Raw genomic sequence first — 13,396 nt, forward strand, 5'->3', positions numbered from 1 at the left:
GGGTGGTGCGTGATCCGGGGCGGATCTCGCGTGATTGGGGAGGCATCACGCGTGATTGGAGGGTCATCACGCGTGATTGGGGGGACGACACGGGGTTCATGGGGTTACTCCGGTGAAGAGGTCGGTTTCGAGGGGGATGGTGGGGGCCGGGTGGGCGAGGTGGTAGTCCTCGTGGGGCCAGGCCTGGCGTTCGATTTCTCGTGAGTGGGCGAAAAACGGGTGGGCTGGGTCCACTTGGGTTTCGTGGGCGAGGAGGGCTCGGTCTCGGGTGGCGAAGTGGGCCTCGCAGCGGATTTGGGTGGTGACCGGGAATTTGTCGGGTGGGAGCTCGCTGAGGACCTCGGACATGGACGACTCGAGGCCGGCGGCGAGGGTGGCGTCGTGGATGGCCTGGAACCAGGCGCGGCTCAGGGTTGCTTGGTAGTACAGCTTTTGGGGGCGCCACGGTGCGCCGGTGCCGGGATAGCGGGTGGGGTCGGCGGCTGCGGTGAAGGCCTCGACCGTCACCTCGTGGGTGCGGATGTGGTCGGGGTGGGGGTAGCCGCCCGTTTCGTCGTAGGTGATCACCACGTGGGGGCGGAACTCGCGGATCAACGCCACCAGTGGTGTCGCTGCGTCGGATAGGGGGAGGGCCGCGAAACAGTCGTCGGGCAGTGGCTCGCCGGGGCCGGGTGGGCCGGAGTCGATGAGGCCGAGGAAGCGGTGGCGGACGCCCAGGATCTCGGCGGCCGCAGCCATCTCGCGGCGGCGGATCGCCGGGAGGTCCGCCCAGGTCTCGGCCTTGTCGAGGGCTGGGTTCAGGACGTCGCCGCGTTCGCCGCCGGTGCAGGTGGCGACCAGGACGTCGACGCCTTCGGCTGCGTAGCGGGCCAGGGTGGCTGCGCCCTTGCTGGACTCGTCGTCGGGGTGGGCGTGGACGCTCAGGAGGCGGAAGGTCATCGGGGGTTCCTTGGGGGATGAAGATTCTGGGGCGTGGTGCTCGGGATGCCGGGGGTCATCGGGGGTTCCTTTGGGGGAAGAGCAGGGGCGGGGATCAAGGTCAGGGCCGTGAGCGCGAGTGCCCACGTGAAGGTGGTGGCGAAGGCCGACGGGGTTGGGGCGGGGGTGGCTGTCAGTTCGTGGTGGAGGATTGCGGCCAGGAGGGCCGTGCCCAGGGAGCCGCCGATGCGGTTGATCACGTTGAAGGCGCTCGCCGCCCGGGGGATTTGGGACCGCTGCAGGGAGCCGTACAGCGTTGTCATGCCCGGGGCCGTTGCCGCGCCCAGGCCGGCTCCGCGGATCAGCAGGGACACCAACAGCAGGGTGCTATCGGAGGCCGCGGTGAGGCGGGTGAACGCCAGCGTTCCCAGGAGGGACAGGGCGATTCCGGCCAGCATCATGCGGCGGGGGCCGAAGCGGGCCAGTAACCGGCCGCCGGCCAGCATCACCGCTGCCGAGCCGAGGGCTTGGGGTGTCAAGAGCAGGCCCGCCCGTAGTGCGCTCGCGTGCTCGACCTGCTCGAAGTACAGCGGAAGCAGCAGCATCGAGCTGTACAGCGACGCTCCCAGCAGGAACGTGCTTGCGCTCGCCACCGCGAACCCCCGGTTTCGGAACAACGCCAGGTCCAGCACCGGTGACGTCGCTCGGGATGCGTGGATGCCGTACGCCAGCAGCAGGGCGGCCCCGGCCACCCAAGCCACCGCCACTCCCTCGGCCAAGCCGTAGACGAACGCTCCGAGCCCGGGTGAGAGCAACGCGATGCCGCGGATGTCCAACGGGGCGTGCGGGCCGTCCGGGGCCGGTGCCGGGAGGAGGCGGCGGGCGAAGAGGAACGTGGCCGCGCCCAGCGGGACGATCGCGAAGAACATCCAGCGCCAGCCGAAGTCCGCCACCAGGGCGCCGCCGAGCATCGGGCCCAGGACCGGGGCCACCGTTGCCGGGAGGGTGATCACGCCGATCATCCGGCCCAGGGCCGGACCCGCCGCCTGGGCGAACACCGCCTGCCCGACCGGCTGCATCAGCCCGCCGCCCAGGCCGTGGAGCACCCGGAAGGCCACCAGCGCCGGCGCGGACCAGGCGAAGCCGCACAGCAGCGTGCCCGCGGTGAAGATAGCGACCGCCGTCAGCCAGACCGCGCGGCCGCCGAAACGGTCGGTCAGCCAGCCGGACAGCGGGATGGCCATCGAGGCCGCGAGCAAGTACGCGCTCGCCACCCACTGCACCGTGGTCAGCGGGCTGTCCAGGTCACGGGCGATCGAGCCGATCCCGACCGTCACGATCGTTGCGTCGAGGATCGACAGCACCGCGCCCATGATCAGGACGCCGCCCAGCCGCCACAGCGCCGCATCGGGCCGTACCGCCGTTGTCATGCTCACCCCCGGTTGATTGGGTCGGACCTCAGATTAGGTCGGACCTACTCAGTGGGTCAAGCACAAACTTGGGTTCGACCCAGTAGAGTGAGGCCATGAGTGAGGGACTCCGCGACCGGAAGAAGCGCGAGACCAGGAAGACCATCTCCGACGTGGCCACGCGCCTGTTCATCCGCAACGGCTTCGAGGACGTGACGATCGCGGACATCGCCGCCGAGGCGCGGGTCGCCAAGATGACCGTGACGAACCACTTCCCGCGCAAGGAAGACCTGGTCTTCGACATCCGCGCCGACTTCGTGTCCTGGCCCGCCGCCCTGATCCGCGACAGCGTCTTCCACGACACGCGCGAGCTCTACTTCGAAGCGCTGGGTGCCGAACACGCGCTGGTCGGCTTCTCCGGCCCCGGCTTCGTGCGGATGATCAAAGACAGCCCGATCTTGACGAACGCGCTGCACGAGATGCACCGCGAGCGCGAGACGGCGCTCGCCGACCTGCTCGTCCGGCGGCACCCCGAGGAAGACCTCGAGCCGACGCTCGCCGCGGCGCACCTCGCCACCGTCCTGCGCGTGCTCTTCCAGGAGGTCTTCGACCGGACCCTCGAGAACGAAAAGGCGATCGTCGGCGAGCTCTGGCCGATCGCGGAACAGGCCTTCGACCGGCTGGAACCGGCCTACGGCCGCTACTAACGAGCGGCGCCGGCCGGCCGCGAAGACCGCAGCTCCGGCTCGGGCGCACCCCGCACCTTCAGCACGCGCAGCTCGCGCACGGCCAGGGCCTCCGACGGCGCCAGCAGCGCGGAGAACCGCCGCACCACCAAGGCCGTCATCACCGCCAGCGCGGCCGCCGAAAGGTCGGTCAGCGCGACCAGGACGACGCTGTCGGCCATCGACTGCACGTCGTCGCGGAAGCGCCAGGCGATCGACACGCCGAGCAGGATCCAGTTCAGCAGCCAGGCGCCCCACCAGCCGAGCACCTGGCGCGACGGCTTCGGGCGGGCGTCCCGCGAGCGGCCCAGCACCGCGTGTTCCAGCTCGCCGACGACCGACAGCGCCAGCGGCAGGTTCGCCACCGGGACGAGGACGCCGACCAGCACCTGCCACACCGGCCGCGGCGGGGCGTCACCCGACACGTCCGCCGCCGCCTGGCGGGCGACCAGCAGCCACCAGAGCGACAGCCCGGCGGGCAGCAGCGCGAGGATCGAGGCGAGCAGGCCGGCGGTGAGCACGAAGCCGTCGGAGAAGGCCACCACCGAGCGGGACAGCGCGGATTCGCGGCCCTGGACGAGCAGCACGTACCGCCAGATTTCCGCACTCGCGGCGGCCAGCGCGAGCACCGCGAACGCGAACAGGACGACGACCAGGCTGCGGCTGAGCACCGGCACCCGGTCGATCGGGCGGATCTCGTCGGAGGCCGTGCCGGGGACCGTCGTCGGGCGCCGCCAGACCAGGTTCGGGAACCCCCAGCGCGGCGGGACCGGGTACGACGGCGGGCCGAGGTACGGCTCGGGCGCGACGACGCGGCGGCGCGGCCACGCACCGGGCGGCGGGGTCGCCACCCAGCGCAGCTTCGGCCGGTGCGCCGGACGGCGGTGGTAGGGGTACGGCTCCGGCTGGGCGGCCAGCGTCCGGCCCTGCAGCTGCTGGGTGGACGGCGGCGGCACCTGACGCGGCCAGTACCCGGGCGGGTACGGCTGCCCGGCGGGAGGCTGCCCCGGGTGCAAGGCTAGATCACTTCGGGTTCGATGCCGGGGTGCTCGCCGACCATCGGGCGGCCTTCGCGCTGCCACGCGCCCATGCCGCCGGCGACGTTCACCGCGTCCCAGCCGCTCTGGTTCAGCCAGGCCGCCGCCCGCGCGGACCGGCCGCCGCTGCGGCAGATCACGTGGATCGGCTGGTCATCGGGCAGATCGGCCAGTTCACCGACGCGGGCGGGCAGCTCCCCCATCGGGATGTGCACCGCGCCGGGCGCGTGCCCGGCGGCCCACTCGTCGTCTTCGCGGACGTCGAGCAGCACGAGGCCGTCTTGGGGCAGATCGCGGACCTCGGCGGTCGGCAGTTCAGCAGGGCTCACCACGATTCCTATGCTGCCATGCGCAGGCGTTGCCCGCGCGTGAGGTCACGACACCGGCCGGGCCGAACCGGGCATCACGCGTGATTGAAGGGTCGACACGCGTGATCAGGAGGTCGACACGCGTGATTGGGGGGTCGACACGGGTTATTTGCGGTGCCGGCCGCGGCCGGTGACCCGGGCCTTCTCCTCGGCCTGGCCGAACCGGGCGACGGCCCGGTCCCGCATGAAGCCGAGCGGGTCCGGCGCGTGCAGCCGCAGCATGATGTCGTGGACGTGCTCCGGACGGCCGTAGCCGGTGACGCGGCTGACCAGGTACGTCGTCACGAAGGCGACCGGGACGGTGATCAGCGCGGGCTGGTTGACGAACCAGGGCGCCCAGCCGCCGGTGTAGCCGCTCACGACGTTGACCACCAGCGCGGCCAGCACCAGGCCGCCGCCGACGAACATCCCGGCCAGCGCGCCCGGCCAGGACAGCTTGCGCCACCAGATGCCCAGCACCAGCAGCGGGCTGAAGGTCGACGCGGCGAGCGCGAACGTCAGCCCGATCGACAGCGAGATGTCCTCCGGCCGCAGCACGACCGCCAGCGCGATCGGGCACAGCGCGACCAGCGCGGCCGCCACGCGGAAGTCCCGCACCCGGCCGGGCAGCAGGTCGGTCGACACGACCCCGGCGACGCTCACCAGCAGCCCGGACGTGCTCGACAGGAACGCCGAGAAGGCGCCGGCCGCGGTGACCGCGCCGAGGATCTGGCCGCCGACGCCCGGCAGGATCGCCGAGGGCAGCTGCAGGATCGCCGCGTCCGCCTGGCCGGTCACCAGCAGTTCGGGGACGTACATCCGCGACAGCGCGCCCAGCAGCGTCGGGAACAGGTAGAACAGGCCCAGCAGCAGCAGGACGTGCACGGTCGTGCGGCGCGCGGCCTTGCCGTCGGGGTTGGTGTAGAAGCGGACCAGCACGTGCGGCAGGCCCATGGTGCCGAGGAAGGTCGCGAACATCAGCGAGTACGTCTGGAGCAGGTCGGTGAGGCTGCCGGAGCCCGGGTGCAGCCAGTCCGCGTTGTCCGCGCTCGCGTCGCTGACCACCGGGACCGGGGTGCCGGCCATGAACTTCAGCTTGGTGCCCTCGGAAACCGTGTGGGGCGCCAGCGGTGTCCAGTGCGTCGGCCCGGCGGCCGGGCCGTTGTCGGTCCGGCCGTAGGCGTAGAGGTAGGTGTCCGACGTGACGTGCAGCGTGACGTCGGTCTGCACGTCGACCGTGGTGTCGCTGACGAACACCGGCGGGGCGGGCGCGCCGAGCGGGCGGAACCCGTCCGGGCTGCCGCCGGTGAAGAACACCATGCAGAGCACGAACGCGGGCACCGAGATGGCGAACAGCTTGATCCAGTACTGCAGTGCCTGCACCACGGTGATCGCCCGCATGCCGCCGGAGATCACGTTGAACGCCACGAGGACCATCACCGCGATGGCGCCCGACCACACCGGCACCGGGAGGATCGTCGCCAGCGTCAGCCCGGCGCCCTGCAGCTGCGGGACCATGTAGAGGACGCCGATGAACACGACGAACGCCGTGGAGAACCGGCGCAGGCCCTGCGAACCGAGCCGCATTTCGACGAAGTCGGGCAGCGTGTAGGCCCCCGAGCGGCGCAGGGGCGCGGCCACGAACAGCATCAGCGCCAGGTACCCCGCGGTGAACCCGATCGGGAACCACAACGCGTCGGCGCCGTCCTTCAGCACGATTCCGGCGATGCCGAGGAACGAAGCCGCGGAGAGGTACTCGCCGGAGATCGCGGCGGCGTTGCGGCGGGACCGCACGGTGCGCCGCGCGACCAGGAAGTCGTGCGTGCTCGTCGCCGACCGCGAGGAGCGGTGACCGAGGTAGGGCGTCACCACGGCGACCAGCACGATGCCGGTCAAGGCCCACGGGTTCAACTGCACGGGAGGAATCCTCGCACGAGTCAGTGCGAAACTAGTTTTCGATCATGTCCACGAACGCGCGTTCGTTGCGTTCGGCGAGCCGGTTGTACCAGATTCCGACGCCGAACAGGAATGGGAACGGCAGCACGCCGAGAATCAGCCAGGCCACCGGGATGCCGAGCAGGCTGGCCCGCGAGAACCCGGGCACCAGGTAGAACAGCACGGGCAGCGAGCCGAAGACGCCGAGGACGAGCAGGGCGAGCAACAGCGCCGTCCGCAGCTGCACCTTCACCAGGTGGTCGCGGACGAGCAGCTTCCCCCAGCTCGTCTGCTCCTCCAGCTCGACCCGGGCGCGCAGGGTGCCGGCGCCGCGGCGCGGGTCGTTGAGGATCACCCGCTCGCGCTTGGGTTTCGCGTGGTGTTCCGGCTTCGGCGGCGGCTCGTTCGCCGGCGCCGGCGGCAGGTGTTCGACGACGGCCCGGTCGGCCGGCTGCGGCAGCGGCCGCGGGCCGCGCCTGCCGAGGGTCGGATCCGGTTCGCGGACGCCGTTCGCGCGGCGCTCGTAGAAGTCGTCGGTCATGGCCGGTCCTCAGGCTCAGCCGTTCCGGCCCGAACCGACCAGCCGGTCCTTCAGCGCGCGCGTGTGCCGCCGGCTCACCGGCAGCACCTTCTCCTCGTTGCCGATGACGACCTGGTAGCCGCCCTGGCCCATGCGCAGCTCGGTGATCAGCGGGAGGGCGACCAGGAACGACCGGTGGATGCGGACGAACCCGGCCTTCTCCCAGCGCTCTTCGAGCTGGGCCAGCGGGATGCGGACCAGGTGGCTGCCTTCGGTGGTGAACAGCCGCGCGTAGTCGCCCTGCGCTTCGACCCAGCGGACCGAGGAACGCGGGATGAGCTTGGTGGTGCCGGCCAGCTCGACCGGGATGACCTCGTCGTCGTTCTTGACCGGCTCGCCGCCCAGCGCACCGGGCGGGGGCGCCGCGGCGGCGGCCAGCTTGTCCAGCACGCGGGTGATCGCGCGGTCGAGGCGATCCTGCTGGTACGGCTTGAGCACGTAGTCCAGGGCGCCGAGGTCGAAGGCGTTGACCGCTTCCTCGGCGTGCCCGGTGACGAACACCAGCGCGGGCGAGGGCCGCAGCGCGGCGAACACGCGCGACATCTCCATGCCGGACAGCCCGGGCATGTCGATGTCGGCGAAGACGGCGTCGACGATCGGCAGGCCGCGGTCCTTGCGTTCGCGTAGCCTCGGGTCGTCGGTGGACAGCAACCGCAGCGCCTCGGAGGCGTCGATCGCCGGGAACACCTTCGCCACGTGCGGGCTGTTGCGCAGGCAGTGGACGAGTTCGTCAAGACCGTTCGGCTCGTCGTCCACGGCCAGGACCACGAGCTTCCGGGTGTCATCGTGAGCACTCACAGTGAAACGCATCCTGCCCATTGCCGAGTGCAATGTCCAGCCCCCGTCCGCCTGAAGTGAGAGGGCCCGCGGCCGGGCCGCGGGCCCTTCCTCTCAATGCACGAAGGTGAACCAGTTCAGGTTCACGAAATCCGCGGGCTGGCCGCTGCTGAACGTCACGTAGACGTTGTGCACACCGGTCACCGCGCTGATGTTCGCCGGGACGGTCCGCCAGCTCTGCCAGCCGCCGGTGTTCCCCACCGCGAAGCTGCCGATGGGCGCGTTGGACCGGCTGTCGAGGCGCACCTCGACGAGCCCGCTGACGCCCGACGCCGCGCCGGACGCGACGCGGGCCTGGAAGTTCGTCGCCGCGCTGCTGCCGAAGTCGACGTTCGGGTAGAGGACCCAGTCGCCGTTGGCCACCGCGCCGATGTTCTGCCCGCCGCCGGTGTCCGTGGTGGTCTCGGTGATCACGCCGGACTGCTGGCCGAACGACTCGGCTTGGATGGTGCTGTACGCGCTGCTCCCGCCGCTGGGCGGAGTCGTCGTGGTCGGCGGGGTCGTCGTGCCGCCCCCGCCGCCGCGGGTGGTCACCGTGACGTAGTCGACGACCATCGGGCGGCCGGGCACGATCCCCGGCCCCGGCGTGGTCGTGCCGGAGTTGTTGTTCGGGAACGCGCCGCCGATCGCGACGTTCAGCAGCACGAAGTAGCCCTGGTGGGTGGTCATGTTCGCCCACGTCGTCGCGTCGAGCTGGTTCTGGCTCACGGAGTGGAACTGCTGCCCGTCGACGAACCAGCGCAGGACCTGCGGGCTGCTGCTCGCGTCCCATTCGAAGCGGTAGGTGTGGAAGGCCGACTGGCAGCTGCTGCCGGGGCAGGCCCGGTTGTTCGGCAGGCCGGTGGTCTCGTTGCACGGGCCGCCCGGGTTGACGCCGCAGTGCAGGACGCCCCAGACGGAGTTGATCCCGTTGACGTTCTCCATGATGTCGAACTCGCCGATGGCGGGCCAGTTCCAGTAGTTGCCGCGGTACGGGCCGCCGAGCGCCCAGAAGGCGGGCCAGTAGCCGAGCGCGGCCGCGCCGGTGACGTTCGGCATCTGGATCCGGCTTTCGATCCGCATGACGCCGCCGGCCGGCGGCTTGAAGTCGGTGCGCTGGGTTTCGATGCGGGCCGACGTCCAGTTGCCCGAGCCGTCGCGCAACGGCGTGATGCGGAGGTTGCCGGCGCCGTCCTGGGAGAGGTTGCTGGTGCTGGCCGTGTAGTTCTGGATCTCGCCGGTGCCCCAGTTGCCGGGGCCGCCCGGGTAGCCGTGGCCGGTGTCGATGATCCAGTTCGCGCTGCTGGGGAGGGTTCCGGAGCCGCCGGTGAAGTCGTCGGCGAAGACGGTGGTCCAGCCCGACTCGGGCGGTGGGATGGACGCCGCGGCGGGGAGGGTGAGGGGGACGGTGATGAGTGCGGCGCCGAGCACCGCGCCGAGGGCGAGTCTGCGGGAGTGGGGCATCGGGTACGACCTCCTTGTCGACCGGATTTGTTGCCGTTCACAACAAAGCCCGTCGACAAGGAGACCTGACGACTTGCGGTGGTTCCAGAGGCGTTACCGGGGTTGGGTGATCTGGGTCACAAAGTCTGCCCGGAAATACCCGAATCGGACATCGGGCTAGTCGGTCTCCTTGGGGTGCCCAGTGCTCGCCAGAACCACCCAGACGATCCGCTTAACAGGGTCGGGACAGTACCAGATCCGGCCGCCGGCCGTGACTTCGTACTGCCATTGGTCGAGCACTCGGCCGCCGACCTCGCGGGTGGCGAAAGCGCCTTTCAGCTTGTGCTGACGTGCCGGGTTCTCCGGCGCCACAGGCCGCTCGGTCAGCACGATCCACGCTTCCCAGGTGTTGGCTTTCGCACCCTGACAAAGAGCCTCCCAGCCCTTTGCCGCTTCGGAGGTCGCGAAGCGCGCTTCCCAGCCACCGGGACGCGCCGGAGGCGCGACACGATCGCCACGTTTGGCCGGCATCGATCAGGCGTCCACAGGTCCCGGCACCGGACCGAAGTCTTCGTCGATCGGGCCGATGAGCTTGCCACTGAGTCTCGGGTCGGCGTGAATAGCTGCAGTGCTGCGCCATTCGGTGATCGTCTGCGCCAGAACCGACCACTGCCCCAGCTCCGCGGAAGCCTGGAAGGAGCGCGCGAAGTCCCGGACGAACTGAGCCTGCTCAGCCTCCGGCAGGACGTCCACCCACGGAAACTCATCGAGGAGCGCGCTCGCCGCGACGTCATGCGGCAGATGAGCCAGCACGTTGCGCAGCGCCCGCGCCGCCACGATGGAACCTTCCGAAGCCGAACTCGCCCGATCTTCCCTCGTCAGCAACAGGGCAGCGCCGTCGCGGCGACGAACCCGGACGTCGCCCTCGTCAGCAAGGGCAGCGACGCTCTTGGGGTCGCGCTGCAACTCGCTCCATTGCACCTCGGTGGTGGCCATGTGCCAATTCTGAACTTTTTCAGAAGTCTTGGCAAGTCGCCCCTCAGAGGCCGAAGCGGGACCAAGCGGCCTTCTGGGTCACCGCGTCCAGGACCGCCGATGCGGCCGCCGGTGCGCCGATGCCGAGGCGGGCCAGGAGGGGCTTCTTCGGCTCGGCCACCGAGATCTCGGCGTCCGGGTAGCGCTCGGTGATCACTTGGCGGAGGCTGCCGAGGCCGTCGGCCAGGCCAAGCTCGACCGCCTTCGCGCCGAGCCAGACGTCGCCGGTGAACAGGTCCTCCGCGTCCGTCAGGCGGTCGCCGCGGCGTTCCTTGACCCAGTTCACGAACAGCTCGTGGAGCTGGGTGTGCATCTTCTTCAGCCACTCGACGTCTTCGGGCTTCTCCGGCGAGAACGGGTCGAGCCGCGACTTGTTCGCGCCCGCCGTGTGCAGCCGACGCTCGATCCCGAAGCGCTCCAGCAGCCCCGTGAAGCCGAAGCCGCCGCTGATCACGCCGATCGAGCCGACCATCGACGTGCGGTGGGCGTAGATCTCGTCGGCCGCGCAGGCCAGCCAGTAACCGCCCGACGCCGCGACGTCCTCGCAGAACGCCAGGACCGGCACGTTCTTCTCGTCGGCCAGCTGGCGGATCCGCTCCGCGACCAGGCCCGACTGCGTCGGCGCGCCACCCGGGGAGTTGATCAGCAGCGCGACCGCCTTCAGCCGCTCGTGGCCGAACGCCCTGGTCAGGGCCGATTCGACGGCGGCGAGGTTGATCGCGCCCCTGGCCAGCGGGGACGGCGACGGCGTGATCACGCCGTGCAGCTTCACCACGGCCACGACGTCCTTGCGCTCGACCCGGTCGGCGAGCACCGGGATGCGCGAAGCCAATTTGTCCGTAACGCTCATGCAGCCAGGCTAACCTTGTTCAGCCCATGGGGAGGATGCCCGACCGCGTGCCGTTGACACCGTTCACCTCGGCGCCGTTGAGCTGGGCGGGGCCGCCCTGGGCGGGGACGTCGGCCTCGGCGTCCGAGCTGTAGTCCGGCATGTTCGGGCGGACGCCCGGGACGAACTTCGGCACCCGGAGCGTCACCTTCATGCCGGCGCCGGGCGCGGTCTCGACCATCACCGCGTAGTCACTGCCGAAGACCTGCTGCATGCGCTGGTTGATGTTGCCGAGCCCGACGTGCGCGCCGGTGCGGTGGGCGCTCTTGAGGTCGTTGAGCCGCCGCGGGTCCATGCCGATGCCGTCGTCCTCGACGCTGATCAGCGCCTCGGTGCCGTAGTCCTGCGCGATCACCGTGACGCAGCCGCCGCTGGGCTTGCTGGCCAGCCCGTGCTTGACCGCGTTTTCCACCAGCGGCTGGATGATCAGGAACGGCACGACGACGCTGAGCACCTCGGGCGCGATCTTCATCCGCACCTCGAGCCGGCCGCCGAAGCGGGCGTTCTCGATGGTCAGGTAGCGGTCGATGTTGCGCAGCTCCTCGGCGAGCGAGGTGAACATGCCCGACGTCCGGAACGAGTAACGCGTGAAGTCGGCGAAGTCCTGAAGCAGCTCTCGCGCCTCTTCGGGGTCCGTGCGGATCAGCGCGGAGATCGTGTTCAGCGCGTTGTAGACGAAGTGCGGCGAAATCTGCGCCCGCAGCGCCTTGATCTCGGCCTGCTGGAGCTGGTGCTTGGACTCGTCGAGCCGGGCCAGCTCGAACTGGGTGCAGACGAACTGGGCGACGGCGTCGGCCATCTGCACCAGCCGGCCGCGGGTCCGGCCGACGACGATCAGCGCCGCCTCCGTCTCGCCCTCCACCAGCAGCGGCACGATGACCGCGGTCTTCATCCGGCAGGTGCCGCGGTGGTTGCACGGCATCCGGTCGTGCGCGACCACCTCGCGGCGGTGCTTGCGGATGGCCGCCCCGATCGCCTCGACCAGGTCGACGTAGTGCTCGTTCGCCTCGCCGTCCCAGGACAGCAGTGTGCCTTCGCTGTCGGTGATGCCGACGGCGACGCAGTCGAGCATCTGCAGCAGCTGGGTGGTGATCTTGTCGGCGGCGTCCTCGTCCAGGCCGGAGCGCAGGTTCGGCGCCGCCTTCGACATCCGGTGCACCGCCTGCAGCATGGCGTCCTCGACCTCGCTGCCCGGTTTGCGCAGTTTCACGACCAGGACGATCACCGTGACGCCGAGCAGCGCCACAAGACCCCACGGGACGATCTGCGCAAGCGGGAACCCGGACACGGCGTCCATGCTCTGCGCTCGAACGACCGGGTGCAAGGCCTGATCCCACTTTCTGTCCAACTGCGCTGACCGAGGGTGGAGAAGACCCTACCGAGCGTCCGGAAGCCGCTACTTCAGCAGCCTGGACATCCGCCGGTCGGCGAGGGGCTTGCCGCCGGTCTGGCAGGTCGGGCAGTACTGGAACGACTTGTCGGCGAAGGATATTTCGCGGATCGTGTCGCCGCAGACGGGGCACGGCAGCCCGGTGCGCGCGTGGACCCGCAGCCCCGACCGCTTCTCGCCCTTCAGCCGGGCCGCCTTCTGCCCCACCGAACGCTCGACGGCGTCGGTCTCGATCTCGCGGATCGCCTCGGCGAGGGTTTCCAGCGCGCCTTCGCCGAGCTTGCCGATCGTGGCGTACGGCGAGAGCTTCGCGCGGTGCATGATCTCGTCGGAGTAGGCATTGCCGATCCCGGCGAGCAGCGACTGGTCGGTGAGCGCCCACTTCAGCCGGGTGTTCTTGCCGGCGAACAGCTCACGCAGCTGGGCGGCGTCGACGGCGAGCGCGTCCGGGCCCAGCCGCGCCACGCTCGCGATCTCCTGCGGGTCCTTCACGATCCACACCGCGAGGCCCTTCTTCGTGCCCGCTTCGGTGAGGTCGAAGCCCGGCCCGGTGGCGGACTCGAGGTGCACGCGCAGCGAGATCGGGCCCTTCCCCGGCTTCAGCGGCGCCGCGGCGAGGCCGTCGGACCAGCGCAGCCAGCCCGCGCGGGCCAGGTGGACGACCAGGTGCAGGTCGCCGGCCACGACGTCGAGGTGCTTGCCGTGCCGGGTCGCGCCGGTGATCTCGCGGCCGTGCAGCTCGGTCCACGGCGGTGTCGCCGTCTTGAGCACGCTCAGCGATGCGACATCGATGCGGAAGATCGTCCGGCCCACGGCGTTCTCGCGCAGGTGGTGAGCCAGTGCTTCGACCTCGGGTAGCTCGGGCATGGCTC

At 70.4% G+C, this 13,396-nt stretch carries 14 protein-coding genes; 1 reads left to right on the forward strand and 13 read right to left on the reverse strand.

Annotated elements, in window-relative coordinates; all coding sequences use genetic code 11:
• Positions 1–96 precede the first annotated feature (96 nt).
• Both mca and ACWDN5_RS03260 read right to left on the reverse strand, forming a co-directional pair.
• Entirely contained in the window at positions 97–939 is an 843-nt protein-coding gene (gene mca, locus ACWDN5_RS03255; protein WP_449674134.1) for a mycothiol conjugate amidase Mca, read from the reverse strand.
• Positions 936–2,348: an MDR family MFS transporter gene (locus tag ACWDN5_RS03260; RefSeq protein ID WP_449674136.1), complete on the reverse strand. Its 1,413-nt coding sequence runs from the start codon at positions 2,346–2,348 to the stop codon at positions 936–938. Before ACWDN5_RS03260 ends, mca begins: the two co-directional genes overlap by 4 nt.
• Positions 2,349–2,443: 95 nt before the next feature.
• Between ACWDN5_RS03260 and ACWDN5_RS03265 the strand changes: the two genes are divergently transcribed.
• Positions 2,444–3,034 (forward strand): TetR/AcrR family transcriptional regulator, encoded by a 591-nt coding sequence (locus ACWDN5_RS03265; protein ID WP_449674138.1) that lies wholly within the window; start codon positions 2,444–2,446, stop codon positions 3,032–3,034.
• Here ACWDN5_RS03265 and ACWDN5_RS03270 read toward each other — a convergent pair.
• From ACWDN5_RS03270 to ACWDN5_RS03320, 11 genes are all read right to left on the reverse strand, one after another.
• Complete coding sequence (locus tag ACWDN5_RS03270; protein ID WP_449674140.1) at positions 3,031–4,068, reverse strand: DUF4328 domain-containing protein; 1,038 nt, start codon at positions 4,066–4,068, stop codon at positions 3,031–3,033. The genes ACWDN5_RS03265 and ACWDN5_RS03270 overlap by 4 nt on opposite strands.
• Before the next feature lie 2 nt (positions 4,069–4,070).
• Positions 4,071–4,430 carry a rhodanese-like domain-containing protein gene (locus ACWDN5_RS03275; RefSeq protein WP_310968227.1) on the reverse strand — a complete coding sequence of 120 codons (360 nt, stop codon included), beginning with the start codon at positions 4,428–4,430 and terminating at the stop codon, positions 4,071–4,073.
• Positions 4,431–4,562: 132 nt separating this feature from the next.
• Positions 4,563–6,353, reverse strand: coding sequence for a sodium/solute symporter (locus ACWDN5_RS03280; RefSeq protein ID WP_449674142.1), 1,791 nt, complete (start codon positions 6,351–6,353; stop codon positions 4,563–4,565).
• A 31-nt stretch (positions 6,354–6,384) separates the two neighbouring features.
• Complete coding sequence (locus ACWDN5_RS03285) at positions 6,385–6,912, reverse strand: hypothetical protein (RefSeq protein ID WP_449674144.1); 528 nt, start codon at positions 6,910–6,912, stop codon at positions 6,385–6,387.
• A 15-nt stretch (positions 6,913–6,927) separates the two neighbouring features.
• On the reverse strand, positions 6,928–7,761 hold the full coding sequence (locus tag ACWDN5_RS03290; RefSeq protein WP_310968230.1) for a LytR/AlgR family response regulator transcription factor: 834 nt from the start codon (positions 7,759–7,761) through the stop codon (positions 6,928–6,930).
• Positions 7,762–7,842: 81 nt separating this feature from the next.
• On the reverse strand, positions 7,843–9,231 hold the full coding sequence (locus tag ACWDN5_RS03295) for a carbohydrate-binding protein (protein WP_449674147.1): 1,389 nt from the start codon (positions 9,229–9,231) through the stop codon (positions 7,843–7,845).
• A 156-nt stretch (positions 9,232–9,387) separates the two neighbouring features.
• Positions 9,388–9,741, reverse strand: coding sequence for a hypothetical protein (locus ACWDN5_RS03300; protein WP_449674148.1), 354 nt, complete (start codon positions 9,739–9,741; stop codon positions 9,388–9,390).
• A 3-nt stretch (positions 9,742–9,744) separates the two neighbouring features.
• Positions 9,745–10,206 (reverse strand): hypothetical protein, encoded by a 462-nt coding sequence (locus ACWDN5_RS03305; protein ID WP_449674150.1) that lies wholly within the window; start codon positions 10,204–10,206, stop codon positions 9,745–9,747.
• A 43-nt stretch (positions 10,207–10,249) separates the two neighbouring features.
• The gene (locus ACWDN5_RS03310; protein WP_449674152.1) at positions 10,250–11,095 is read right to left on the reverse strand and encodes a S49 family peptidase; all 846 of its coding nucleotides are present in this window, start codon (positions 11,093–11,095) and stop codon (positions 10,250–10,252) included.
• A 19-nt stretch (positions 11,096–11,114) separates the two neighbouring features.
• Entirely contained in the window at positions 11,115–12,431 is a 1,317-nt protein-coding gene (locus ACWDN5_RS03315; protein ID WP_310968235.1) for a histidine kinase, read from the reverse strand.
• A 99-nt stretch (positions 12,432–12,530) separates the two neighbouring features.
• The gene (locus ACWDN5_RS03320) at positions 12,531–13,391 is read right to left on the reverse strand and encodes an Fpg/Nei family DNA glycosylase (protein WP_449674154.1); all 861 of its coding nucleotides are present in this window, start codon (positions 13,389–13,391) and stop codon (positions 12,531–12,533) included.
• Between the last annotated feature and the right edge of the window lie 5 nt (positions 13,392–13,396).

The organism is Amycolatopsis sp. NPDC003731, assembly GCF_053586895.1.